The sequence below is a fragment of the Polaromonas sp. genome (assembly GCF_029945895.1).
Taxonomy (GTDB): domain Bacteria; phylum Pseudomonadota; class Gammaproteobacteria; order Burkholderiales; family Burkholderiaceae_C; genus Polaromonas.
The window spans coordinates 36,141-54,291 of sequence record NZ_JAQSDL010000032.1 but is presented as its reverse complement, the minus strand read 5'-3'; the positions used below and the strand labels follow the sequence as shown (position 1 = coordinate 54,291).

The 18,151-nt window shown below is 64.1% G+C and carries 16 protein-coding genes; 1 reads left to right on the top strand and 15 read right to left on the bottom strand.

Annotation, left to right across the window (positions count from 1 at the left end; genetic code table 11):
- On the top strand, positions 1-361 hold a 361-nt coding region (locus PSV33_RS04070), incomplete at its 5' end, for a hypothetical protein (protein WP_300558987.1).
- A 114-nt stretch (positions 362-475) separates the two neighbouring features.
- Here the strand turns inward: PSV33_RS04070 and lysS are convergent.
- From lysS to gltA, 15 genes are all read right to left on the bottom strand, one after another.
- A complete protein-coding gene (lysS, locus tag PSV33_RS04065) occupies positions 476-2,035 on the bottom strand; it encodes a lysine--tRNA ligase (protein WP_300558984.1) in 1,560 nt (519 codons plus the stop codon).
- Positions 2,036-2,170: 135 nt separating this feature from the next.
- Complete coding sequence (locus PSV33_RS04060; protein ID WP_300558981.1) at positions 2,171-2,827, bottom strand: LON peptidase substrate-binding domain-containing protein; 657 nt, start codon at positions 2,825-2,827, stop codon at positions 2,171-2,173.
- A 247-nt stretch (positions 2,828-3,074) separates the two neighbouring features.
- Entirely contained in the window at positions 3,075-3,947 is an 873-nt protein-coding gene (accD, locus tag PSV33_RS04055; RefSeq protein WP_300558978.1) for an acetyl-CoA carboxylase, carboxyltransferase subunit beta, read from the bottom strand.
- A gap of 82 nt (positions 3,948-4,029) precedes the next feature.
- Positions 4,030-4,863, bottom strand: a complete 834-nt coding sequence (gene trpA, locus PSV33_RS04050) for a tryptophan synthase subunit alpha (RefSeq protein ID WP_300558976.1) — start codon at positions 4,861-4,863, stop codon at positions 4,030-4,032.
- Positions 4,860-6,128, bottom strand: a complete 1,269-nt coding sequence (gene trpB, locus PSV33_RS04045) for a tryptophan synthase subunit beta (RefSeq protein ID WP_300558973.1) — start codon at positions 6,126-6,128, stop codon at positions 4,860-4,862. The genes trpA and trpB overlap by 4 nt, the downstream gene beginning before the upstream one ends.
- A complete protein-coding gene (locus PSV33_RS04040; RefSeq protein WP_300558993.1) occupies positions 6,106-6,804 on the bottom strand; it encodes a phosphoribosylanthranilate isomerase in 699 nt (232 codons plus the stop codon). The genes trpB and PSV33_RS04040 overlap by 23 nt, the downstream gene beginning before the upstream one ends.
- Positions 6,805-6,806: 2 nt before the next feature.
- A complete protein-coding gene (gene truA / locus PSV33_RS04035) occupies positions 6,807-7,589 on the bottom strand; it encodes a tRNA pseudouridine(38-40) synthase TruA (protein WP_300558970.1) in 783 nt (260 codons plus the stop codon).
- Between the two features lie 29 nt (positions 7,590-7,618).
- Positions 7,619-10,273 carry a FimV/HubP family polar landmark protein gene (locus PSV33_RS04030; RefSeq protein ID WP_300558968.1) on the bottom strand — a complete coding sequence of 885 codons (2,655 nt, stop codon included), beginning with the start codon at positions 10,271-10,273 and terminating at the stop codon, positions 7,619-7,621.
- 251 nt (positions 10,274-10,524) lie between these two features.
- The gene (gene asd / locus PSV33_RS04025; protein WP_300558966.1) at positions 10,525-11,664 is read right to left on the bottom strand and encodes an aspartate-semialdehyde dehydrogenase; all 1,140 of its coding nucleotides are present in this window, start codon (positions 11,662-11,664) and stop codon (positions 10,525-10,527) included.
- Positions 11,665-11,951: 287 nt separating this feature from the next.
- Positions 11,952-13,028: a 3-isopropylmalate dehydrogenase gene (leuB, locus tag PSV33_RS04020; protein WP_300558963.1), complete on the bottom strand. Its 1,077-nt coding sequence runs from the start codon at positions 13,026-13,028 to the stop codon at positions 11,952-11,954.
- 86 nt (positions 13,029-13,114) lie between these two features.
- Entirely contained in the window at positions 13,115-13,765 is a 651-nt protein-coding gene (gene leuD, locus PSV33_RS04015; protein ID WP_300558960.1) for a 3-isopropylmalate dehydratase small subunit, read from the bottom strand.
- Positions 13,766-13,776: 11 nt separating this feature from the next.
- Positions 13,777-15,198 (bottom strand): 3-isopropylmalate dehydratase large subunit, encoded by a 1,422-nt coding sequence (leuC, locus tag PSV33_RS04010; protein ID WP_300558957.1) that lies wholly within the window; start codon positions 15,196-15,198, stop codon positions 13,777-13,779.
- Between the two features lie 27 nt (positions 15,199-15,225).
- Entirely contained in the window at positions 15,226-16,170 is a 945-nt protein-coding gene (locus PSV33_RS04005) for a LysR family transcriptional regulator (RefSeq protein ID WP_300558954.1), read from the bottom strand.
- A gap of 198 nt (positions 16,171-16,368) precedes the next feature.
- Positions 16,369-16,749 carry a hypothetical protein gene (locus tag PSV33_RS04000; RefSeq protein ID WP_300558952.1) on the bottom strand — a complete coding sequence of 127 codons (381 nt, stop codon included), beginning with the start codon at positions 16,747-16,749 and terminating at the stop codon, positions 16,369-16,371.
- A gap of 83 nt (positions 16,750-16,832) precedes the next feature.
- The gene (gene gltA, locus PSV33_RS03995) at positions 16,833-18,143 is read right to left on the bottom strand and encodes a citrate synthase (protein ID WP_300558950.1); all 1,311 of its coding nucleotides are present in this window, start codon (positions 18,141-18,143) and stop codon (positions 16,833-16,835) included.
- Positions 18,144-18,151 lie beyond the last annotated feature (8 nt).

The window sequence follows — 18,151 nt, the reverse complement described above, 5'->3', positions numbered from 1 at the left end:
TTCATGGCTCAATCTTCTCAAAGGTTGGAGCCTCCTCAAAACCCGGGGCGATTCAAACCTCATGGGACAGAAGCTCAGTGCACCTGACTTATCGCTGTATCGCGCCGTTGACGAAGTTCTGCATTACGTCTGGGACCCAATCGGCGTATGCGGGGTGCCGCAAGCACGGGACGAATACCGCGGCTACTTGCCGCAGGTCTTCGGCTTGTTGCGCGAGGGGGCGGACCAGTCCGCAATCGCGGCATTTCTCACATCTATCACGATGGAGCGCATGGGACTTTCGTCGCGACCGGATCATGACAGCGAAGTTGCTCGGGTTCTTCTCGACTGGAAGGAGAGCGTGCGTGAACATGAGGTTTAACTGGTCGTTCGTGTGGGACGGTTGCGCCGCCCCACAACTTCAACGTTAAACACAGAAGCAGATGCGGTCACCGGCCGATCCAAAGCGGAGTGCCTGCCTAGCCCAGACCGAGCCTCAAGCCTCGTGCCGCAGCGCCGGGAACAAGATCACATCGCGGATGCTGGCGCTGTCGGTCAGCAGCATCATCAGGCGGTCGATGCCGATGCCGCAGCCGCCGGTGGGGGGCATGCCGTATTCGAGGGCGCGCACATAGTCGGCGTCGTAATGCATGGCTTCCTCGTCGCCGCCGTCCTTGGCGTCTGACTGGGCGAGAAAACGCGCGGCCTGGTCTTCGGCGTCGTTGAGCTCGCTGAAGCCGTTGCCGAACTCGCGGCCGGTGATGTAGAGCTCAAAGCGCTCGGTCACTTCAGGGCGCGCGTCGTTGGCGCGCGCCAATGGCGAGATCTCGGTCGGGTGCTCCATGATGAAGGTGGGCTGCCAGAGTTTTTCCTCGACCAGCTCTTCAAAATAAGTCACCTGCAGGCTGGGCAGCGAGCGGGTATCGAGCCTGTCCCTGGCGCTGAACTTGCCGAGTTTTTTCAGCGCGGCCAGCAGCCAGGCGGCGTCGTCCACGTGGACGCCGGCGTCGGTGTGTTTGAGGATGGCTTCGCGGATGGTCAGGCGTTCAAACGGCTGGCCCAGGTCCACCGGCCGGCCCTGGTAGCTCAGCTGTGTGCCGCCGGTCACCCGGGTGGCGACATGGCGGATCAGGTCTTCGGTGAAGCTCATCAGGTCTTCGTAGTTCCACCAGGCGGCGTAGAACTCCATCATGGTGAATTCGGGGTTGTGCCGCACGCTGATGCCTTCGTTGCGGAAGCTGCGGTTGATCTCGAACACGCGCTCGAAGCCGCCGACGATCAGGCGCTTCAGGTAGAGCTCGGGCGCAATGCGCAAAAACATCTGCTGGTCCAGCGCGTTGTGGTGGGTCACAAAAGGCTTGGCATTGGCGCCGCCCGGAATCGGGTGCAGCATGGGGGTTTCGACTTCGAGAAAATCGTTGTCGACCATGAAGTTGCGCATGGCCGAGACGGCTTTGCTGCGGGCGGCAAAACGCTTGCGCGCGGCTTCGTCGGTGATCAGGTCCACATAACGCTGTCGGTATTTGACCTCCTGGTCGGCCACGCCGTGAAACTTGTCGGGCAGCGGCCGCAGGCTTTTGGTGATCAGGCGGATGCTGGTGGCGTGAATCGACAACTCGCCGGTCTTGGTCTTGAACAGTGTGCCGGTCGCGGCCACGATGTCGCCCAGGTCCCAGTGCTTGAAGGCGTTGTGAACCTCTTCCCCCACGCCCTCGTTGTTGATGTACACCTGGATGCGCCCGCCGGAGGGGCCGAAAGACGCGTCCTGCAGCGTGGCAAAACTGGCCTTGCCCATCACGCGCTTGAGCATCATGCGGCCGGCCACGCTGACGTTGACGGCCAGTGGCACCAGCTCTTCCTTGGTCTTGCCGTCGTACTGCGCAAACAGCGCTTCGGCCCGGTGTTCCGGTTTGACGTCGTTGGGAAAGGCCACGCCCTTGCCGTCGGCCTGGTGCTGGCGCAGGACCTTGAGCTTTTCGCGGCGCTCGGCCATGAGCTGGTTCTCGTCATGCGCGGGCACGGTAGCAATAGCGGGGCTGGTGATGGTGTTGGACATGAAAAGTTTTCTCGAACAAAAGGGGCTGGCCGGGCTGCGCCCTGCGGCGGGCTGGAAAAACCTGCAGGACCGGGCAAAGTGCCAAACCCCTGATTTTAGGCTGCGTTGCCGCCCGCACCGGGGGCGGCCTGGGGGCTACATGGCGATGCCGGTTTTTTCGAGGATGTCGCTGACCAGTTCCAGCCGGACCAGCGGGTTGTCCAGCTCCATCAGGCGCTGTTTCAGCTCCAGCGGCATGGGCAGCAGTTCGCACCAGCGGTTGGCCACCCAGCCGCAGTCGTCGAGCCGGTAGGGCGGCTCCAGCGGCATCTGGTCCGGTGGCACCCCGCGCTCCTGCAGGGTGCGGATCAACTTGCCCAGCGCATTGGCCGTGCCGCGCAAATCCTCGGGAACCGCAATGGTCTGGTCGTCGTCCAGCCGCGTCACGTCGGCGATCCACAGGCCGTGCCTGAGCTTCTCACGGCTGGAAATCTCGAACCGCTGGGTGCCGCTGCAGCGAATCACCATCAGGCCGGGCTGCGGCACGGAAAAGCTGGTGATGGTGGCCAAGGTGCCGACGTTGTAAAAGGCCTCGCTGGCAAAACCGTCGCCGCTGGGGCCATCCCCAGCCTTGCGCACTTCGGAGCCCTGGGTCAGGGCCACCACGCCGAAGGGCGCGCCGGTCTTGTGGCATTTGCCGATCATGTCGAGGTAACGCACCTCGAAAATCCGCAGCGGCAGCAAACCGCCGGGGTAAAGCACCGTGCCCAGCGGGAAGAGCGGCAGCGAGGAGAGGGTGAGCACGTCAGACATCGATCAGGCGGGGGAATTTCCGGGATGCACTATCTTCCCACGATCCTGTTTCCCCATGTGCGGGCTTGGGTGTCCGCCCGGTTCTTGCTGTCAGGCGCTTCGCTCGCGGGCAGTCCAGCCTGGCACCGCCCGGGGCGTGCGATCATGCATGAAATAGCCCTCCAGCCCTTTGCAGTAGGGCGCGGGCAGCTATCAATTCAGGAGTGATGGCGGCTGGAGTGGCGCCCGTGTTCGGGGCGCCACGGCCTCAGGCGACGGCGTCCGCCGGCTGGCGCAGCAGCATGGCCAGCGAATTGGCCACAGTCTTGCGCAGTTCACGCCGGTCGCAGATGAAATCGACCGCGCCCTTGGTCTGCAGGAACTCGGCACGCTGAAAGCCTTCCGGCAGGGTCACGCGCACGGTGGACTCGATGACACGCGGGCCGGCAAAACCGATCAGCGCTTTCGGTTCGGCAATCACGATGTCGCCGACAAACGCGAAGCCGGCGCTGACCCCACCCATGGTCGGGTCGGTCAGCACGCTGATGTAGGGCAGGCCTTTTTTGGCCAGGCGGGTCAGGGAGGCATTGGTCTTGGCCATCTGCATCAGGCTCAGCAGGCCTTCCTGCATGCGCGCACCGCCGGTGGCCGTAAAGCAGATGAACGGCACTTTCTGCTCGATCGCCGCATGCACGCCGCGCACGAAACGTTCGCCGACCACGCTGCCCATGCTGCCGCCCATGAAGTCAAACTCAAAGCAGGCCACCACCACGCCTATGCTGTGCACCGCACCGCCCATGACCACCAAAGCGTCGGTCTCGCCGGTGTTTTCCAGCGCCTCTTTCAGGCGCTCTGGGTACTTTCGGCTGTCCTTGAACTTGAGCGGGTCGACCGGCAGCACTTCCTGGCCCAGCTCGTAGCGCCCCTCGGGGTCCAGAAACGAGTCCAGCCGGGCCCGTGCGTCCATGCGGTGGTGGTGGCTGCACTGCGGGCAGACGTTCTGGTTTTTCTCCAGGTCGGTTTTGTAGAGAACGGCTTCACAGCTGGGGCATTTGACCCACAGGCCTTCGGGCACGCTGCGGCGCTCGGTCGGGTTGGTCGGGCTGATTTTCGGCGGGAGGAGTTTTTCTAGCCAAGACATGATGGGTCCTTCTGTCCTTGTGGGGTGGTGCCCCCGGGCGGCGCGGGCCGCTCGCAGGGGGCAAACCGGAAAAGAAAGGCGATTATGCGCTGTCTCCAGGCCCGACCGGCGCGTCCAGCGCCTGGCGGATGCCGGCGAGAAAATCACGCACCAGCGGCACCACTTGCCCGCGCGGCTGGTCGGTGATCAGCTGGATGATGCGGCTGCCGATGACCACCGCGTCAGCCACCCGGCCGATGGCCTTGGCGGTGGCGGCGTCGCGGATGCCGAAGCCCACACCCACCGGGATGCTGACGTGACGGCGTATGCGGGGCAGCATGGCTTCCACCGCGCCCAGGTCCAGCGTGCCGGCACCGGTGACGCCCTTGAGCGAGACGTAATAGACATAGCCGCTGGCCACTTTGGCGATCTGCGCCATGCGTTCGGAGGTAGAGGTGGGGGCCAGCAGGAAGATCAGGTCCATGCCGTGGTCACGCAAGGTGCCGGCAAAAGCCACGCATTCCTCGGGCGGGTAGTCCACCACCAGCACGCCGTCCACACCGGCCGCGGCCGCATCGCGCACGAAGGCGGTTTTGCCGCGCTTGAGGTCGTAGGCCTCGATCGGGTTGGCATAACCCATCAGCACCACCGGCGTCTTGTCGTCCTGCTGGCGGAACACCCGCACCATCTCCAGCACCTGCGCCAGGCCGATGCCCATTGCCAGCGCCTGGTCACCGGCTTTCTGGATGACCGGGCCGTCGGCACTCGGGTCCGAAAAGGGCACACCCAGTTCAATCACGTCGGCGCCGCCGGCCACCATGCCGTGCATCAGTTCTGGCGTGATGTCGGCAAACGGGAAGCCGCCGGTGACGTAGGGAATCAGCGCCTTGCGGCCTTCGGCCTGCAGCGCGGCCAGGGTGGGCTGGATGCGGCTCATCGCAGCACCTCGACCACGCTGGCGCCGCCTTTGACGCCCAGGCCCTGGCATGACGGCCTGCAATAAAAATCCGCCTTCGACAGGTCCGCCACGGTGCCGATGTCCTTGTCGCCGCGCCCTGACAGGTTGACCAGGATGGACTGGTCGGCCCGCATGGTTTTGGCGAGTTGCATGGCGTAGGCCACGGCGTGGCTGGACTCCAACGCGGGAATGATGCCTTCGGTGCGGCACAGGTAGTGGAAGGCCGACAGCGCCTCGGCATCGGTGATGCCGACGTACTCGGCGCGGCCGATGTCCTTGAGGAAGGCGTGTTCAGGGCCAACACCGGGGTAGTCCAGGCCGGCGCTGATGCTGTGCGTCTCGGTGACCTGGCCGTCCTCGTTTTGCAGCACATAGGTGCGGTTGCCGTGCAGCACGCCGGGCACGCCGCGCTGCAGGGAGGCTGAATGTTTGCCGCTGTCCATGCCTTCGCCGGCCGCCTCGACGCCGATCAGGCGCGTTTTTTCATGCGAGATATAGGGGTGGAAAATGCCCATGGCATTGCTGCCGCCGCCCACGCAGGCAATCACCGCGTCGGGCTGTTTGCCGCCCGTCATCTCGGGCATCTGGGTCAGGCATTCCTCGCCGATCACGCTCTGGAAGTCGCGCACCATCATCGGGTAGGGGTGCGGGCCCGCCACCGTGCCGATGATGTAGAAGGTGTTGTCCACATTGGCGACCCAGTCGCGCATGGCTTCGTTGAGTGCGTCTTTCAAGGTCTTGCTGCCGGACTCGACCGGCACCACGGTGGCGCCGAGCAGCTTCATGCGGTAGACGTTGGGGCTCTGGCGCTTGACGTCTTCGCTGCCCATGTAGACCACACATTCAAGACCGTAACGCGCGCAGATGGTGGCCGTGGCCACGCCGTGCTGGCCGGCGCCGGTTTCGGCGATGATGCGCGGCTTGCCCATGCGCCGGGCCAGCATGGCCTGGCCGATGGTGTTGTTGATCTTGTGCGCGCCGGTGTGGTTCAGGTCTTCGCGTTTGAGGTAAATCTGCGCGCCGCCCTGCTCGCGGCTCATGCGGGCTGCATGGTAGATCGGGGAGGGGCGGCCGACGAAATGCTTGAGCTCGTAGTGAAACTCTGCAAGGAACGCCGGGTCGTGCTGGTATTTTGCGTAAGCGTCTTTGAGCTCGTTGATGGCGTGGGTCAGTGTTTCGGAAACAAAACTGCCGCCGTAAATCCCGAAGTGGCCTGTCGGGTCAGGTTGCTGGTAGGTGTACATGATTCTTTGCAAGTATGTCGTCGGCGGCACGAACGGCTGCGACGAACTGATGGATCTTGTCGGCGCTTTTGATTCCTTTCGAAATCTCGACGCCCGAACTGACATCGACGGCCAGCGTCTTACAACGCGGCCGCACTTGCAAAATGCCATCGGTCACATTTGCAGGTGTGAGTCCACCAGACAAAACGAGGTGAGCGTTGACGCTTGGAGGAAGAAGTGACCAATTGAATGTTTTTCCGCCGCCCCCGAATCCGTCGACATGGGCGTCGAGCAGGATGGCCTGGGCGGCCTTGAAGTCCTGAGCGTATTTTACGAGATCAAAAGTGGTGCCGCCACCCGTGGGGCTTTCATCGAGAGGAATACGTGCCGCGCGCAGGAAAGGCCGCCCGGCCTGCAGGCAGTTTTCGGGCGTTTCATCACCATGAAATTGAAGCAAGGCCGTTGGTATGCGGGCGCAGGAAGCTATGATTTCAGGAGCATCCGCGTTGACGAAAAGCAGCACCGGCGTGACAAAAGGCGGCAGTCGGCGGGCCAGTTCGGCGGCGCGCTCAAGGCTGACGCTGCGCGGGCTGGGCGCGTACATGACAAAACCCACGGCATCGGCGCCCGCCGCCACGGCGGCGTCCACATCCTCTTCGCGCGTGAGGCCGCAGATCTTGATACGAGTCCTGTACATGGTCATGGCAACCAATCATAAGCCGCGGTGCGCTCGGGCAGGCCGTAGTGCGCCTCATAACGCGGACCGAGAAAATACAGGCCGTCGGGGGAAAACGTGGGCGCGGCCACATCCCGGCGGCGTGCGTCGCGGACCTCGGCCATCCAGCCGGGCGGCTGCTGGCCCTGGCCGATGGTGACCAGGCAACCCATGATGTTGCGGATCATGTGGTGCAAAAAGGCATTGGCCTCAAACTCGAAACGCCAGTAGCCGGCGCGTTGGGAGACCTCGATGCGCGCAATGGTCTTGACCGGGGTTTTGGCCTGGCACTGGGCGGCGCGGAAGGACGAAAAATCGTGTTCGCCGACCAGGTGGGTGATGGCCTCGCGCATGGCTGCGCCGTCCAGCGGGCGATAGACCCAGCCAACCCGGCCGGCCTCGACGCTGGGGCGCACCGGCGACTCGAGCAGCACATAGGCATAACGCCGGCTTGTGGCGCTGCCGCGGCAGTGGAAGTCGTCAGGCACCGCGCGTGCCCACTGCACGGCAATGTCGCGGGGCAGAAAAGCGTTGGTGCCGCGCACCCAGGAGGGCAGCTCGCGCTGCAGGGGGGTGTCGAAATGGACCACCTGCATCAGGGCGTGAACCCCGGCGTCGGTACGCCCGGCGCACAGGGTGCGCATGGGCTGGGCGGCAAACTTGCCGAGCGCCTTTTCGAGCCGGTCCTGCACCGTGTTGCCCGAGAGCTGGCTTTGCCAGCCCTCGTAAGCGGTGCCGCTGTAGCTCAGTCCCAGAGCGATCCTCACGGGCGGCCCTCAGGAGAAAGGTGCAAGGGTCAGGCCAGGGCGTTAAGAAATGCCTGGGCCTTGCTCTTGAGCGAGCCGCTCGATTGCGCCACCACTTCCTCGGCCAGCGAACGGGCGCCATCGACATCGCCAATCGCGCGGAACTCCTCGGCCAATGCAAACTTGGTTTCCAGCGGATCGTCACTGTCCACGGTCGGCGCGAGAGCGCTCGCGGCGGTGTTTTTCGGACTTTCGGTGGTCGGGCCATCGAGATCGAGCGACAGGGCGCCCATATCGAATTCAAGCATGCCGCCAGAGGTGTCCAGGTTGCCTGCGCCGGTGTTCAGGTTGCCGGCACCGGTGTTCAGGGCGGCCGGTTCTGTGGCGAAGTTCAGGCTGTTGTCTGCTGCGGGCGGGGGAGCGACGGGTTTCGCTGGAGCGGGTGCCGCCACAGGCGTCACCAAGGTTGCGGAACTGAAGTCCAGGCTGTTGTCGGTGGGCGCGGCTGCCGGCATGGCCAGGACGGGTTGGACCGGAGCCGCAGGGACCGGTGCCACCGGGGCCGGCGGGGCAAGGGCTACCGGCGCGTCGGGTTCGTCACCCAGCGAGAAATCAAGGTCCAGGTCGAAATCCACGGCCGCCGCCGCCGGTTCTGGCGCGGGACGGGCGGCCTGGGCCAGGGTTTGTCCAGCGGCCAATGCTGCGACGCTGGCGCCGGCGACAGCCATGCTGCTGGCGGTTGGAGACACGGGCTGTCCACCGGGTTGGTACATCGGGTTGGCAGGGTCCAGCTCACGGCCCATTTCAGCCATGTGCGCCCATTCAACGCCCTGGCCGCGGGTCAGGTTGTACGCTTCGGTCGCCACCATTTCAAAAGCCCTGGTGTCCCGGCGTTTGGCATAAATCTCCATCAGCTTCGCATGGATGGCCACGCGTGTGGGGCTCACACGGATGGCTTCCTTGAGGATTTCCTCGGCTTGCAGGTCACGCCCGTAAGCCAGGTACACATCGGCTTCCGCCACAGGATCCACATCACCGGCGGCGTCAAGCTGGCTCGGTGAATAAACCATCGACGAGCCGGTCACGTTGGCCTCGTTGGTGTCGATGCGCTGGCCGCCACTGGCGCCGAAGAAGGAGTCGGGCTGCAGTCGGCTTTCGAGGAAGGAGCTGTCGACCGAGGCGGCATTTTTACGTTGGCGGGAGCGGTACACGCCGAAGGCGGCCAGAAGCACCAGCAAGGCAGCGGCGCCGGCCAGCATCAGCGGGTTGTCAAGCAACTCGTCGATCAGGCTGGGTTCCGGAGGCGGAGGAGGAATCACAACGGGTTTTTTCACCGGCGCGGGGGCGCTTGCCGCCGGGGCAGCTGCTGCAGGCACCGGTGTGGCGGCGCTGGCTGCGGGCGCAGCCTCGCTGGCCGGGCTCGCCGCGGGCATGGCGACGGGTGCGGAAGCCGCGGGGGCTGCAGCAGCCAACGCGCCCGGTGCAGCGGATGCGGCTGCCGGTGTTGCCACGGCCACCCCCGGCACGGCCGGGCTGGTGGCGGCGGGCGCCATGGGGGGCGTGGCAGGCGTCGCCGGTGCGGCGGGCGCACTGGTGAGCTTGTTCAGGTCGCTGATGTTTTTCGACAGTTCGGCGACGCGGGCGGCCGCCTCCTTGGCCTGACGGTCCTGCGCGATTTTTTCTTCGGCCGCTGCCTTGCTCTGAACCGCACCTTTGGAGAGCGTCAGTTTGTCGGGCGTTGCAGCGGCAGGCGCCTTGTCCTCGACTTTGGCCTGGACCTGGCCTGCGGCCTTGCGGTCTGCGCCGGCGACCTGGGTCGTCGGGGCGCCTTCTGCCAGCTTGCGGCGGAATTCGTTGAAGTCCTTGCTCTGGGCAACGATGGTTCGACTTGCTTCGGCGGCAGGAATGTATTCTGCCTGGTCGCCCGTCGGGACTTCCAGGACGGCGCCGGACTTGAGTCGGTTCACGTTGCCACCGATGAAGGCATCGGGGTTGCTGCGCAGCAGTGCGACCAGCATCTGGTCCAGCGACACGCTGGCCGGTTTGGCCTGCGCCGCAATTTTCCCGGCCGTGTCGCCAGGTTTGACAACAATTTTCTGGCTGTCCGCGGAGGCTGTGCGCTCGGCGGGTACGGGCTGTGGCGCGGGCGCCTTGGCCATCGGGGCGGGCTGTGCCGGCGCGACGGACGGTCGCGATGGAGCGGGCATGGAGGCCAGCGGGGGCGGAGGGGCCGGTCGCGAAATGAGGGGCGCGGTCGGTGCCTGCATGGCCGGCGCGGCGGCCTGGCGCAGGTTCGGTGGATCAAACAGCATCGTGTAGTCACGCACGATGCGCCCGGATGCCCAGCGGGCTTCGAGGATCAGGTCGACAAAAGGCTCGCTGACGGGTCGGTCGCTGCTCAGGCGCAGGTAAGACCGGCCATCGGTGCGGCGCTGCAGGCTGATCTGGACATTGGCAACGGCGGCGGTGTATTCCAGGCCGGCGGCCTTGAAGGCATCGGCATTGGCGACGCTGGCGCGAAGGGAGGCGGCTTCGTCGGCGCTGATTTCGACAATTTCGATTTCTGCGCGGAGAGGTTCTCCCAAGGCGGACTGGACGATGACCCGGCCCAGCCCCAGAGCATGTGCCGGCAAGGTGGCGATGCTGCCCAAAACGGCCATGGCAGCCGCCACGGCTCCCATGCGCCAACGGACGGGTTGATTCATGGGAATTGGGGCCTCCGGTGCCCGGGTTGCATTAAATTTTATTCTGCTGGTCCGCACAAAAACCTCAACGCTAATTTTCGACAAAACAACATTAACATCAAGGCATTAGGCTGACAAGCTAAGACAGCACTTAAGTTTTGACACCCCGGGTTAGCATCAACTTACAACTTGCAGATGTTGCCTGACGACAACGGGCTGTCACAAGTGGTTACGGCTGGTGGCTGGGTATGACCAGCCACCCATGCCTTGTGTCAGTCCTGCAGCAGGATGCGCAGCATGCGGCGCAACGGTTCTGCCGCACCCCACAGCAACTGGTCGCCGACCGTGAAGGCGCCGAGGTAGTCCGGGCCCATGGCCAGCTTGCGCAGGCGGCCGACCGGAATACCCATGGTGCCGGTCACGGCGACGGGCGTCAGTTCAGTGATGCTGGCTTCGCGGGTGTTCGGCACCACCTTCACCCACTCGTTGTCGGCGGCGATCATGGCTTCGATGTCGGCCAGCGGCACGTCCTTTTTGAGCTTGAAGGTGAGCGCCTGGCTGTGGCAGCGCATCGCGCCGATACGCACGCAGAAACCGTCCACCGGCGTCTCGGCCGTGCCGAAGCTGGCGCCCTGACCCAGGATCTTGTTGGTTTCGGCGCCGCCTTTCCATTCTTCCTTGCTCATGCCATTGCCGAGATCCTTGTCGATCCAGGGGATCAACGAGCCGCCCAGCGGCACGCCAAAATTGGTCATTTCAGCGGGTGAGAGCGATTGCTGTTTCGCCAGCACGCGGCGGTCGATTTCAAGAATGGCCGATTTCGGGTCGTCCAGCAGCGCACGCACTTCGGCATTGAGCGTGCCGTACTGGGTCAGCAATTCACGCATGTGCTGCGCCCCACCGCCGGATGCCGCCTGGTAGGTCATGGAGGTCATCCACTCGACCAGGCCGGCCTTGTACAGCGCACCGACACCCATCAGCATGCAGCTGACGGTGCAGTTGCCACCAATCCAGTTTTTTCCGCCGTTGGCCAGCGCGTTCTGGATGACCGGCAGGTTGACGGGGTCCAGCACGATGATGGCGTCTTCATTCATGCGCAGGGTCGAGGCGGCGTCGATCCAGTGGCCGGTCCAGCCGGCGGCGCGCAGCTTGGGATAAACCTCGGAGGTGTAGTCGCCGCCCTGGGCGGTCAGGATCACGTCGCACTTCTTCAGGGCCTCGATGTCGAAGGCGTCTTTCAACGTGGTTTCGTTTTTCGCCTGCGCCGGGGCTTTGCCGCCGGCGTTGGAAGTCGAAAAGAAGACCGGCTCGATCAGGTCGAAGTCGCCTTCGGCCTGCATGCGGTCGATCAGCACCGAGCCGACCATGCCACGCCAGCCGACGAGTCCCGTGAGATTGCCCTTGAGTTTCATGATGTTGCCCTTCAAAAAGTCAAAAATATGGCTTTTGGGCCCGGCTCATCGAGCCGGCAGGGCACGACGAACCGGGCTTGTCAGCCTTTAATGGTGGTCGTTTTGGTGATCTGGGCAAAAACCGGCGCAGCGCTGATCGCGCGCGAAGCGGCGACGAAGCGGGTGGAAGCGGGGTTTTTACGCATGTGCCTATTGTAATCAAGGCCGGCCGGCCAGGCGCCCGAGAGCGCCATTTGCCGGTTTGGCCTGTGGCTGCCAGCCAACGACCAATCGTCGGCGGCGGCTTTTCAGGACTGGCTGAGGGCTTTGACCACCGCGTCACCCATCTGCACCGTGCCGACTTTGGTCGTGCCTTCGCTGTAGATATCCGGCGTGCGCAGGCCCTGCGTCAAGACCGCATCCACCGCCTTTTCGATACGCGCGGCGGCTTCCGGCTGGTTCAGGCTGAAGCGCAGCATCATGGCCGCGCTCAGGATGGTGGCCAGGGGATTGGCAACGCCCTGGCCGGCGATGTCTGGCGCGCTGCCGTGGCTGGGTTCGTACAGGCCCTGGTTTTTGGTGTTCAGGCTGGCCGAAGGCAACATGCCGATGCTGCCGGTCAGCATGGCGGCCGCGTCGCTGAGGATGTCGCCGAACATGTTGCCGGTCACCACCACGTCGAACTTCTTGGGCGCCTTGACCAGCTGCATGGCCGCGTTGTCCACATACATGTGGTCCAGCGCCACGTCCGGGTACTGCAAGCCGACTTCGGTGACCACGTCTTTCCAGAACTGGAAGGTTTCCAGCACGTTGGCCTTGTCCACGCTGGTCACGCGGCTGCCGCGCTTGCGTGCCGCCTGGAAGGCGACGTGGGCGATGCGTTCGATCTCGGGGCGCGAATAACGCATGGTGTCGAAGGCTTCCTCGGCGCCGGGGAAGTGGCCGTCGGTGGCCGTGCGGCGGCCGCGCGGCTGGCCGAAGTAGATGTCGCCGGTCAGCTCGCGGATGATCAGGATGTCCAGGCCGGACACCAGCTCGCGCTTCAGGCTGGAAGCGTCGACCAGCTGCGGGTAGCAGATGGCGGGCCGGAAGTTGGCGAACAGGCCCATGTTCTTGCGCAGACCCAGGATGGCCTGCTCGGGACGCAGGGGGCGGTCGAGCTTGTCGTATTTCCAGTCGCCGACGGCGCCGAACAACACCGCGTCCGAGGCCTGCGCCAGCTTGAGCGTGGCGTCGGGCAGCGGATGGCCGTGCGCTTCGTAGGCGGCGCCGCCGACCAGCGCAGTTTCCATCTCCAGTTTCAGGTCCAGCACCTGAAGGACCTTGACGGCCTCGGCGACGATTTCGGTGCCGATGCCGTCACCGGGAAGAATTGCGATTTTCATAGTTGCTCTTTTATTGATAGCTGTTGGCACCCGTCCCATAAGGGCTGGAGGCACTTTTTGTATATAAAAACAGGGGAATCAGGCGATCAGGCGATCAGGGTATGCGCCAGCCAGGGCTTGGTCGCCAGACGTTCAGCTTCAAAGGCCTTGATCTTGTCGCTCTGGCGCAAGGTCAGGCCGATGTCGTCGTAACCACCGAGCAGGCAGAACTTCTTGAAGGCCTGCACCTCGAAGGCGATCTCTTCCCCCTGCGGCTTGATCACCACCTGGCGCTCCAGGTCGATGGTGAGCTGGTAGCCGGGGAAAGCCAGTGCCTCGTCGAACAGCTGGCTCACCTGCGCTTCGCTGAGCACGATGGGCAGCAGGCCGTTCTTGAAGCTGTTGTTGAAAAAGATGTCGGCGTAACTCGGCGCGATGATGGCGCGAAAACCGTACTGGTCCAGCGCCCAGGGCGCGTGCTCCCGCGAGGAGCCGCAACCGAAGTTCTTGCGCGCCAGCAGGATGGAAGCGCCTTTGTAGCGCGGCTGGTTCAGCACGAAGTCCGGGTTCGGTCTGCGTGTGGCCGGGTCCTGGCCGGGAAAGCCCGGGTCGAGGTAGCGCCAGGCGTCGAACAGGTTGGGGCCGAAGCCGGTCTTGCGGATGGACTTGAGGAACTGCTTGGGAATGATGGCGTCGGTATCGACGTTCTCGCGGTCCATCGGAGCGACCAGGCCTTTGTGAACGGTGAATTTCTGCATGATGCGGCCTCTCAGGAAAATTTTCTGATATCAACAAAGTGACCGTGCACGGCGGCGGCGGCGGCCATGGCGGGACTGACCAGATGTGTGCGGCCGCCGGCGCCCTGCCGGCCTTCGAAGTTGCGATTGCTGGTGGAGGCGCAGCGCTCGCCCGGCTCGAGCCGGTCGGCGTTCATGGCCAGACACATGGAGCAGCCGGGCTCGCGCCACTCGAAACCGGCGGCGACGAAAATCTTGTCCAGGCCTTCACGCTCGGCCTGTTCCTTGACCAGTCCGGAGCCGGGCACCACCATCGCCAGCTTGACGTTGCCGGCGACCTTCTTGCCGATTTTCTGCAGGATGGCAGCGGCTTCGCGCATGTCCTCGATGCGGCTGTTGGTGCAGGAACCGATGAAGACCTTGTCGACCAGGATGTCGTTGATGGCCTTGCCGGGCTGCAGGCCCATGTAGGTCAGGGCGCGTTCGATCGCATCGCGCTTGTTGGCGTCTTTTTCCTTGTCCGGGTCGGGTACGCGGTCGTCGATCGACAGCACCATCTCGGGCGAGGTGCCCCAGGTGACCTGCGGCCGGATCTGGCTCGCGTCGAGCTGCACCACGGTGTCGAACACGGCATCGGCATCGGACTGCAGCGTGCTCCAGTACTGGACCGCCTGGTCCCACTCCACGCCGGTGGGGGCCAGCGGCTTGCCCTTGACGTAGGCGATCGTCTTGGCATCCACCGCCACCAGACCGGCACGGGCGCCGGCTTCAATGGCCATGTTGCAGACCGTCATGCGGCCTTCCATGCTCAGCGCGCGTATCGCCGCGCCGCCGAACTCAATCGTGTAGCCGGTGCCGCCGGCGGTACCGATCTTGCCGATGATGGCCAGCACGATGTCCTTGCCGGTCAGGCCCGGGGCCAGCATGCCGTCCACGCGGACCAGCATGTTTTTGGCTTTTTTGGCAAGCAGGGTCTGCGTGGCCATCACGTGTTCGACTTCGCTCGTGCCAATGCCGTGCGCCAGTGCGCCAAAGGCACCGTGGGTGGAAGTGTGCGAGTCGCCGCAGACCACCGTCATGCCGGGCAGGGTGGCACCGGTCTCTGGCCCCATCACATGCACGATGCCCTGGCGTTTGGACAGGAAGGGGAAGTAGGCCGCCGCGCCGAACTCGGCGATGTTGCTGTCCAGCGTGGTGATCTGCTCCTTGCTGACCAGGTCGGTGATGCCGTCGTAGCCGAGCTCCCAGCCGGTGGTCGGCGTGTTGTGGTCGGCAGTGGCAACGATGGAGCTGATGCGCCAGACCTTGCGGCCGGCCTCGCGCAGACCCTCGAAGGCCTGCGGGCTGGTGACTTCATGCACCAGGTGCCGGTCGATGTAGAGGATGGCCGTGCCGTCTTCCTCGGTGTGGACGACGTGTTCGTCCCATATCTTGTCGTAAAGGGTGCGTCCCATGGTGTTTTCCTTCGTGGTCTGTCGATTTTAAGTGGCTGAGGCCGTGTTGCCCGTGTCGTCCGCACGGGCTGTGAGGTGGTCGACCAGCAGGCGGGCAGTGACCGGCAAGCTGGAAAAATCGCGCGCCACCAGTGCGATCTGGCGTGATGCCCAGGCATCGGTCAGCGCGACCGATTCGAGTTCGCCGACGCCATGCATGAGCTCGAACGCCCGCTGCGGCATCACGCCGACACCCAGGCCGTTGTGGATCATGCGGCACATTGCGTCCAGCCCGGTGACGTGGATGCGCAGCTTGATCGTGCGCCCGGCCTGGGCCGCAGCGTCGCGCATGGCGAGGTAGATCGAGCTGTTCGAATGCAGGCCGACGTGGTCGAAATCCAGGCTGTCCGCAAAAGCGATGCTGTCCTGTCTGCCCAGCACATGGCCGCGCGGCACGATCATCACGAGCCGGTCCTGGCGGTAGTGCAGGGTCTGCAGCTGGCCAATGCCGTCGGCGGTGTTGCAGATGCCCAGGTCCGCCGCGCCTTCCTGCACCGCGCGCACGACTTCCGTGCTCAGGTGTTCCTCGAGGTCGATCTTGACCTCCGGATGCTGGCTGATGAAGGTGCCCAGGTCTTCGGGCAGGAACTGCACGATGGCCGAGATGCTGGCATGCACCCGCACATGGCCGCGCACGCCGGCCGCGTATTCGCTGAGCTCGCCCTGCATTTTCTCGAGGCTGAACAGCACCGAACGGGCATGGTGGAGCAGGCTCTGGCCGGCCGGTGTCAGGTCCACGCCGCGGGTGTGGCGGTAGAGCAGGGGCGTGTCGAGCGCGGCTTCGAGGTCGGACAGGCGTTTGCTGACGGCCGATGCGGCAATGAATTCCCGCTCCGCCGCCTTGCCGATGCTGCCAAGCTCACACACGGCCACAAACAATTGCAGCGACGTGAGGTCCATGCGGCGGGCGAAATTGCGTTCTGAGCTGCTCATCAAAAAGGGTGAAAGTCATCGCGGTTCACGATGCATGTCTATTTTGAACGCTTTATCCAGCCTTTGTCATCGCGGAATGCGATGACTGGCTTTCCCGCTGGCTGGGGCCTGCGGGGCCTCCCCGTGGCTGGTTTTGTGTGTGTTTTTGGCCTAGAGCCCAGCAGGGACGGGCGCGAACAGCTACTGATTTAATAGCACTCAGTCAATGATCCTGCCGGGATCGAGTGCCCGCACCCGGGGGTCCACGTTGTAGCCGCCGAACTCGGTGTAACGCAGCAGGTGCCGTTCGCAGCGGCCGCAGTGCCAGACCTCGCAGCGGTTGTAGGGGAAAAAGCCGACAGCCACCGGGGCATCGGGTGAGTCGTAACGCGTGCCTTCGGGATGTTTTTCTTCCAGCGTGGGTTCATCCACGGCGGGGTCGCGCAAGGTGGCGACCCGGGTCATCTGCCCGGCTTCCCAGCGGTATTCGGCCAGGCTCTCCCAACCGGCGCAGGCGCCCAGCGCGCACTCGCAGGCGCGGGGCGCAGTGGGGCGGACGATGGCCGCACGCAGTTCGGCGGCAGTGGGGATGAATGTCAAGGTCGGACTCCTCAAGCGGCCAGGGCCGCAAAAAAGCCCGCCCCTGTTGCCACGGGCGGGCCGGATTCAGGCGTCTTGGCAGATCAGCGTGCGTTGATCGGCTTGACGTCGCGCTGGACTGATCCGTTGAACAGCTGGCGCGGACGGCCGATCTTGTACTCGGGGTCACCGATCATCTCGTTGAGCTGGGCGATCCAGCCGACCGTGCGGGCCAGCGCGAAAATCGCGGTGAACAGCGGCACGGGGATGCCGATGGCGCGCTGCACGATGCCGGAGTAGAAGTCCACGTTGGGGTAGAGCTTGCGCGAAACGAAGTATTCGTCTTCCAGGGCGATTTTTTCCAGCGCCATGGCCAGCTTGAACAGCGGGTCGTTTTCCAGGCCCATCTCCTTGAGAACTTCCTTGCAGGTTTCCTGCATCAGCTTGGCGCGCGGGTCGTAGTTCTTGTACACGCGGTGGCCAAAACCCATCAGCTTGACGCCGGAGTTCTTGTCCTTGACCTGCTTGATGAACTCGCCGATGTTCTCGATGCCGCCGTTCTTCTGGATGTCGCCCAGCATGTTGAGGGCTGCTTCGTTGGCGCCGCCGTGAGCCGGGCCCCAGAGGCAGGCCACACCGGCTGCAATGGCTGCAAACGGGTTGGTGCCGGACGAGCCGCACAGGCGCACGGTAGACGTGGATGCGTTCTGCTCGTGGTCGGCGTGCAGGATGAAGATGCGGTCCAGCGCGCGTTCGAGCACCGGGTTGACCTTGTACTCCTCGCATGGCGTGGCAAACATCATGTGCAGGAAGTTGCCGGCGTAGCTCAGGTTGTTCTTGGGGTACATGTAGGGCTGGCCCATGGTGTACTTGTAGGCCATGGCGACCAGCGTTGGCATCTTGGCGATCAGGCGGATCGCGGCAATCTCGCGGTGCTCGGGATTGTTGATGTCGGTGCTGTCATGGTAGAAGGCCGACAGGGCGCCCACCAGGCCGGTCATGATGGCCATCGGATGTGCGTCACGGCGGAAGCCGCGCAGGAAAAACTGCATCTGCTCGTTGACCATGGTGTGGTTGGTCACGCGGCTGACAAATTCCTTTTTCTGGTCGGCCTTGGGCAGTTCGCCGTACAGCAGCAGATGGCAGGTCTCCATGTAATCGCAGTTGGTGGCCAGCTGCTCGATCGGGTAGCCGCGGTACAGCAGTTCACCCTTGTCGCCGTCGATGTAGGTGATGGCCGACTGGCAGGAAGCGGTGGACAGGAAGCCCGGATCGTAGGTGAACATGCCGGTCTGGGCATACAGCTTGCGAATGTCCACGACGTCGGGACCGACGCTGCCGTGGTACACCGGCAACTCAACACTGGGGCTGCCATTGCTGAAGGACAGGGTGGCTTTGTTGTCAGCTAGCTTCATTTTTGCGT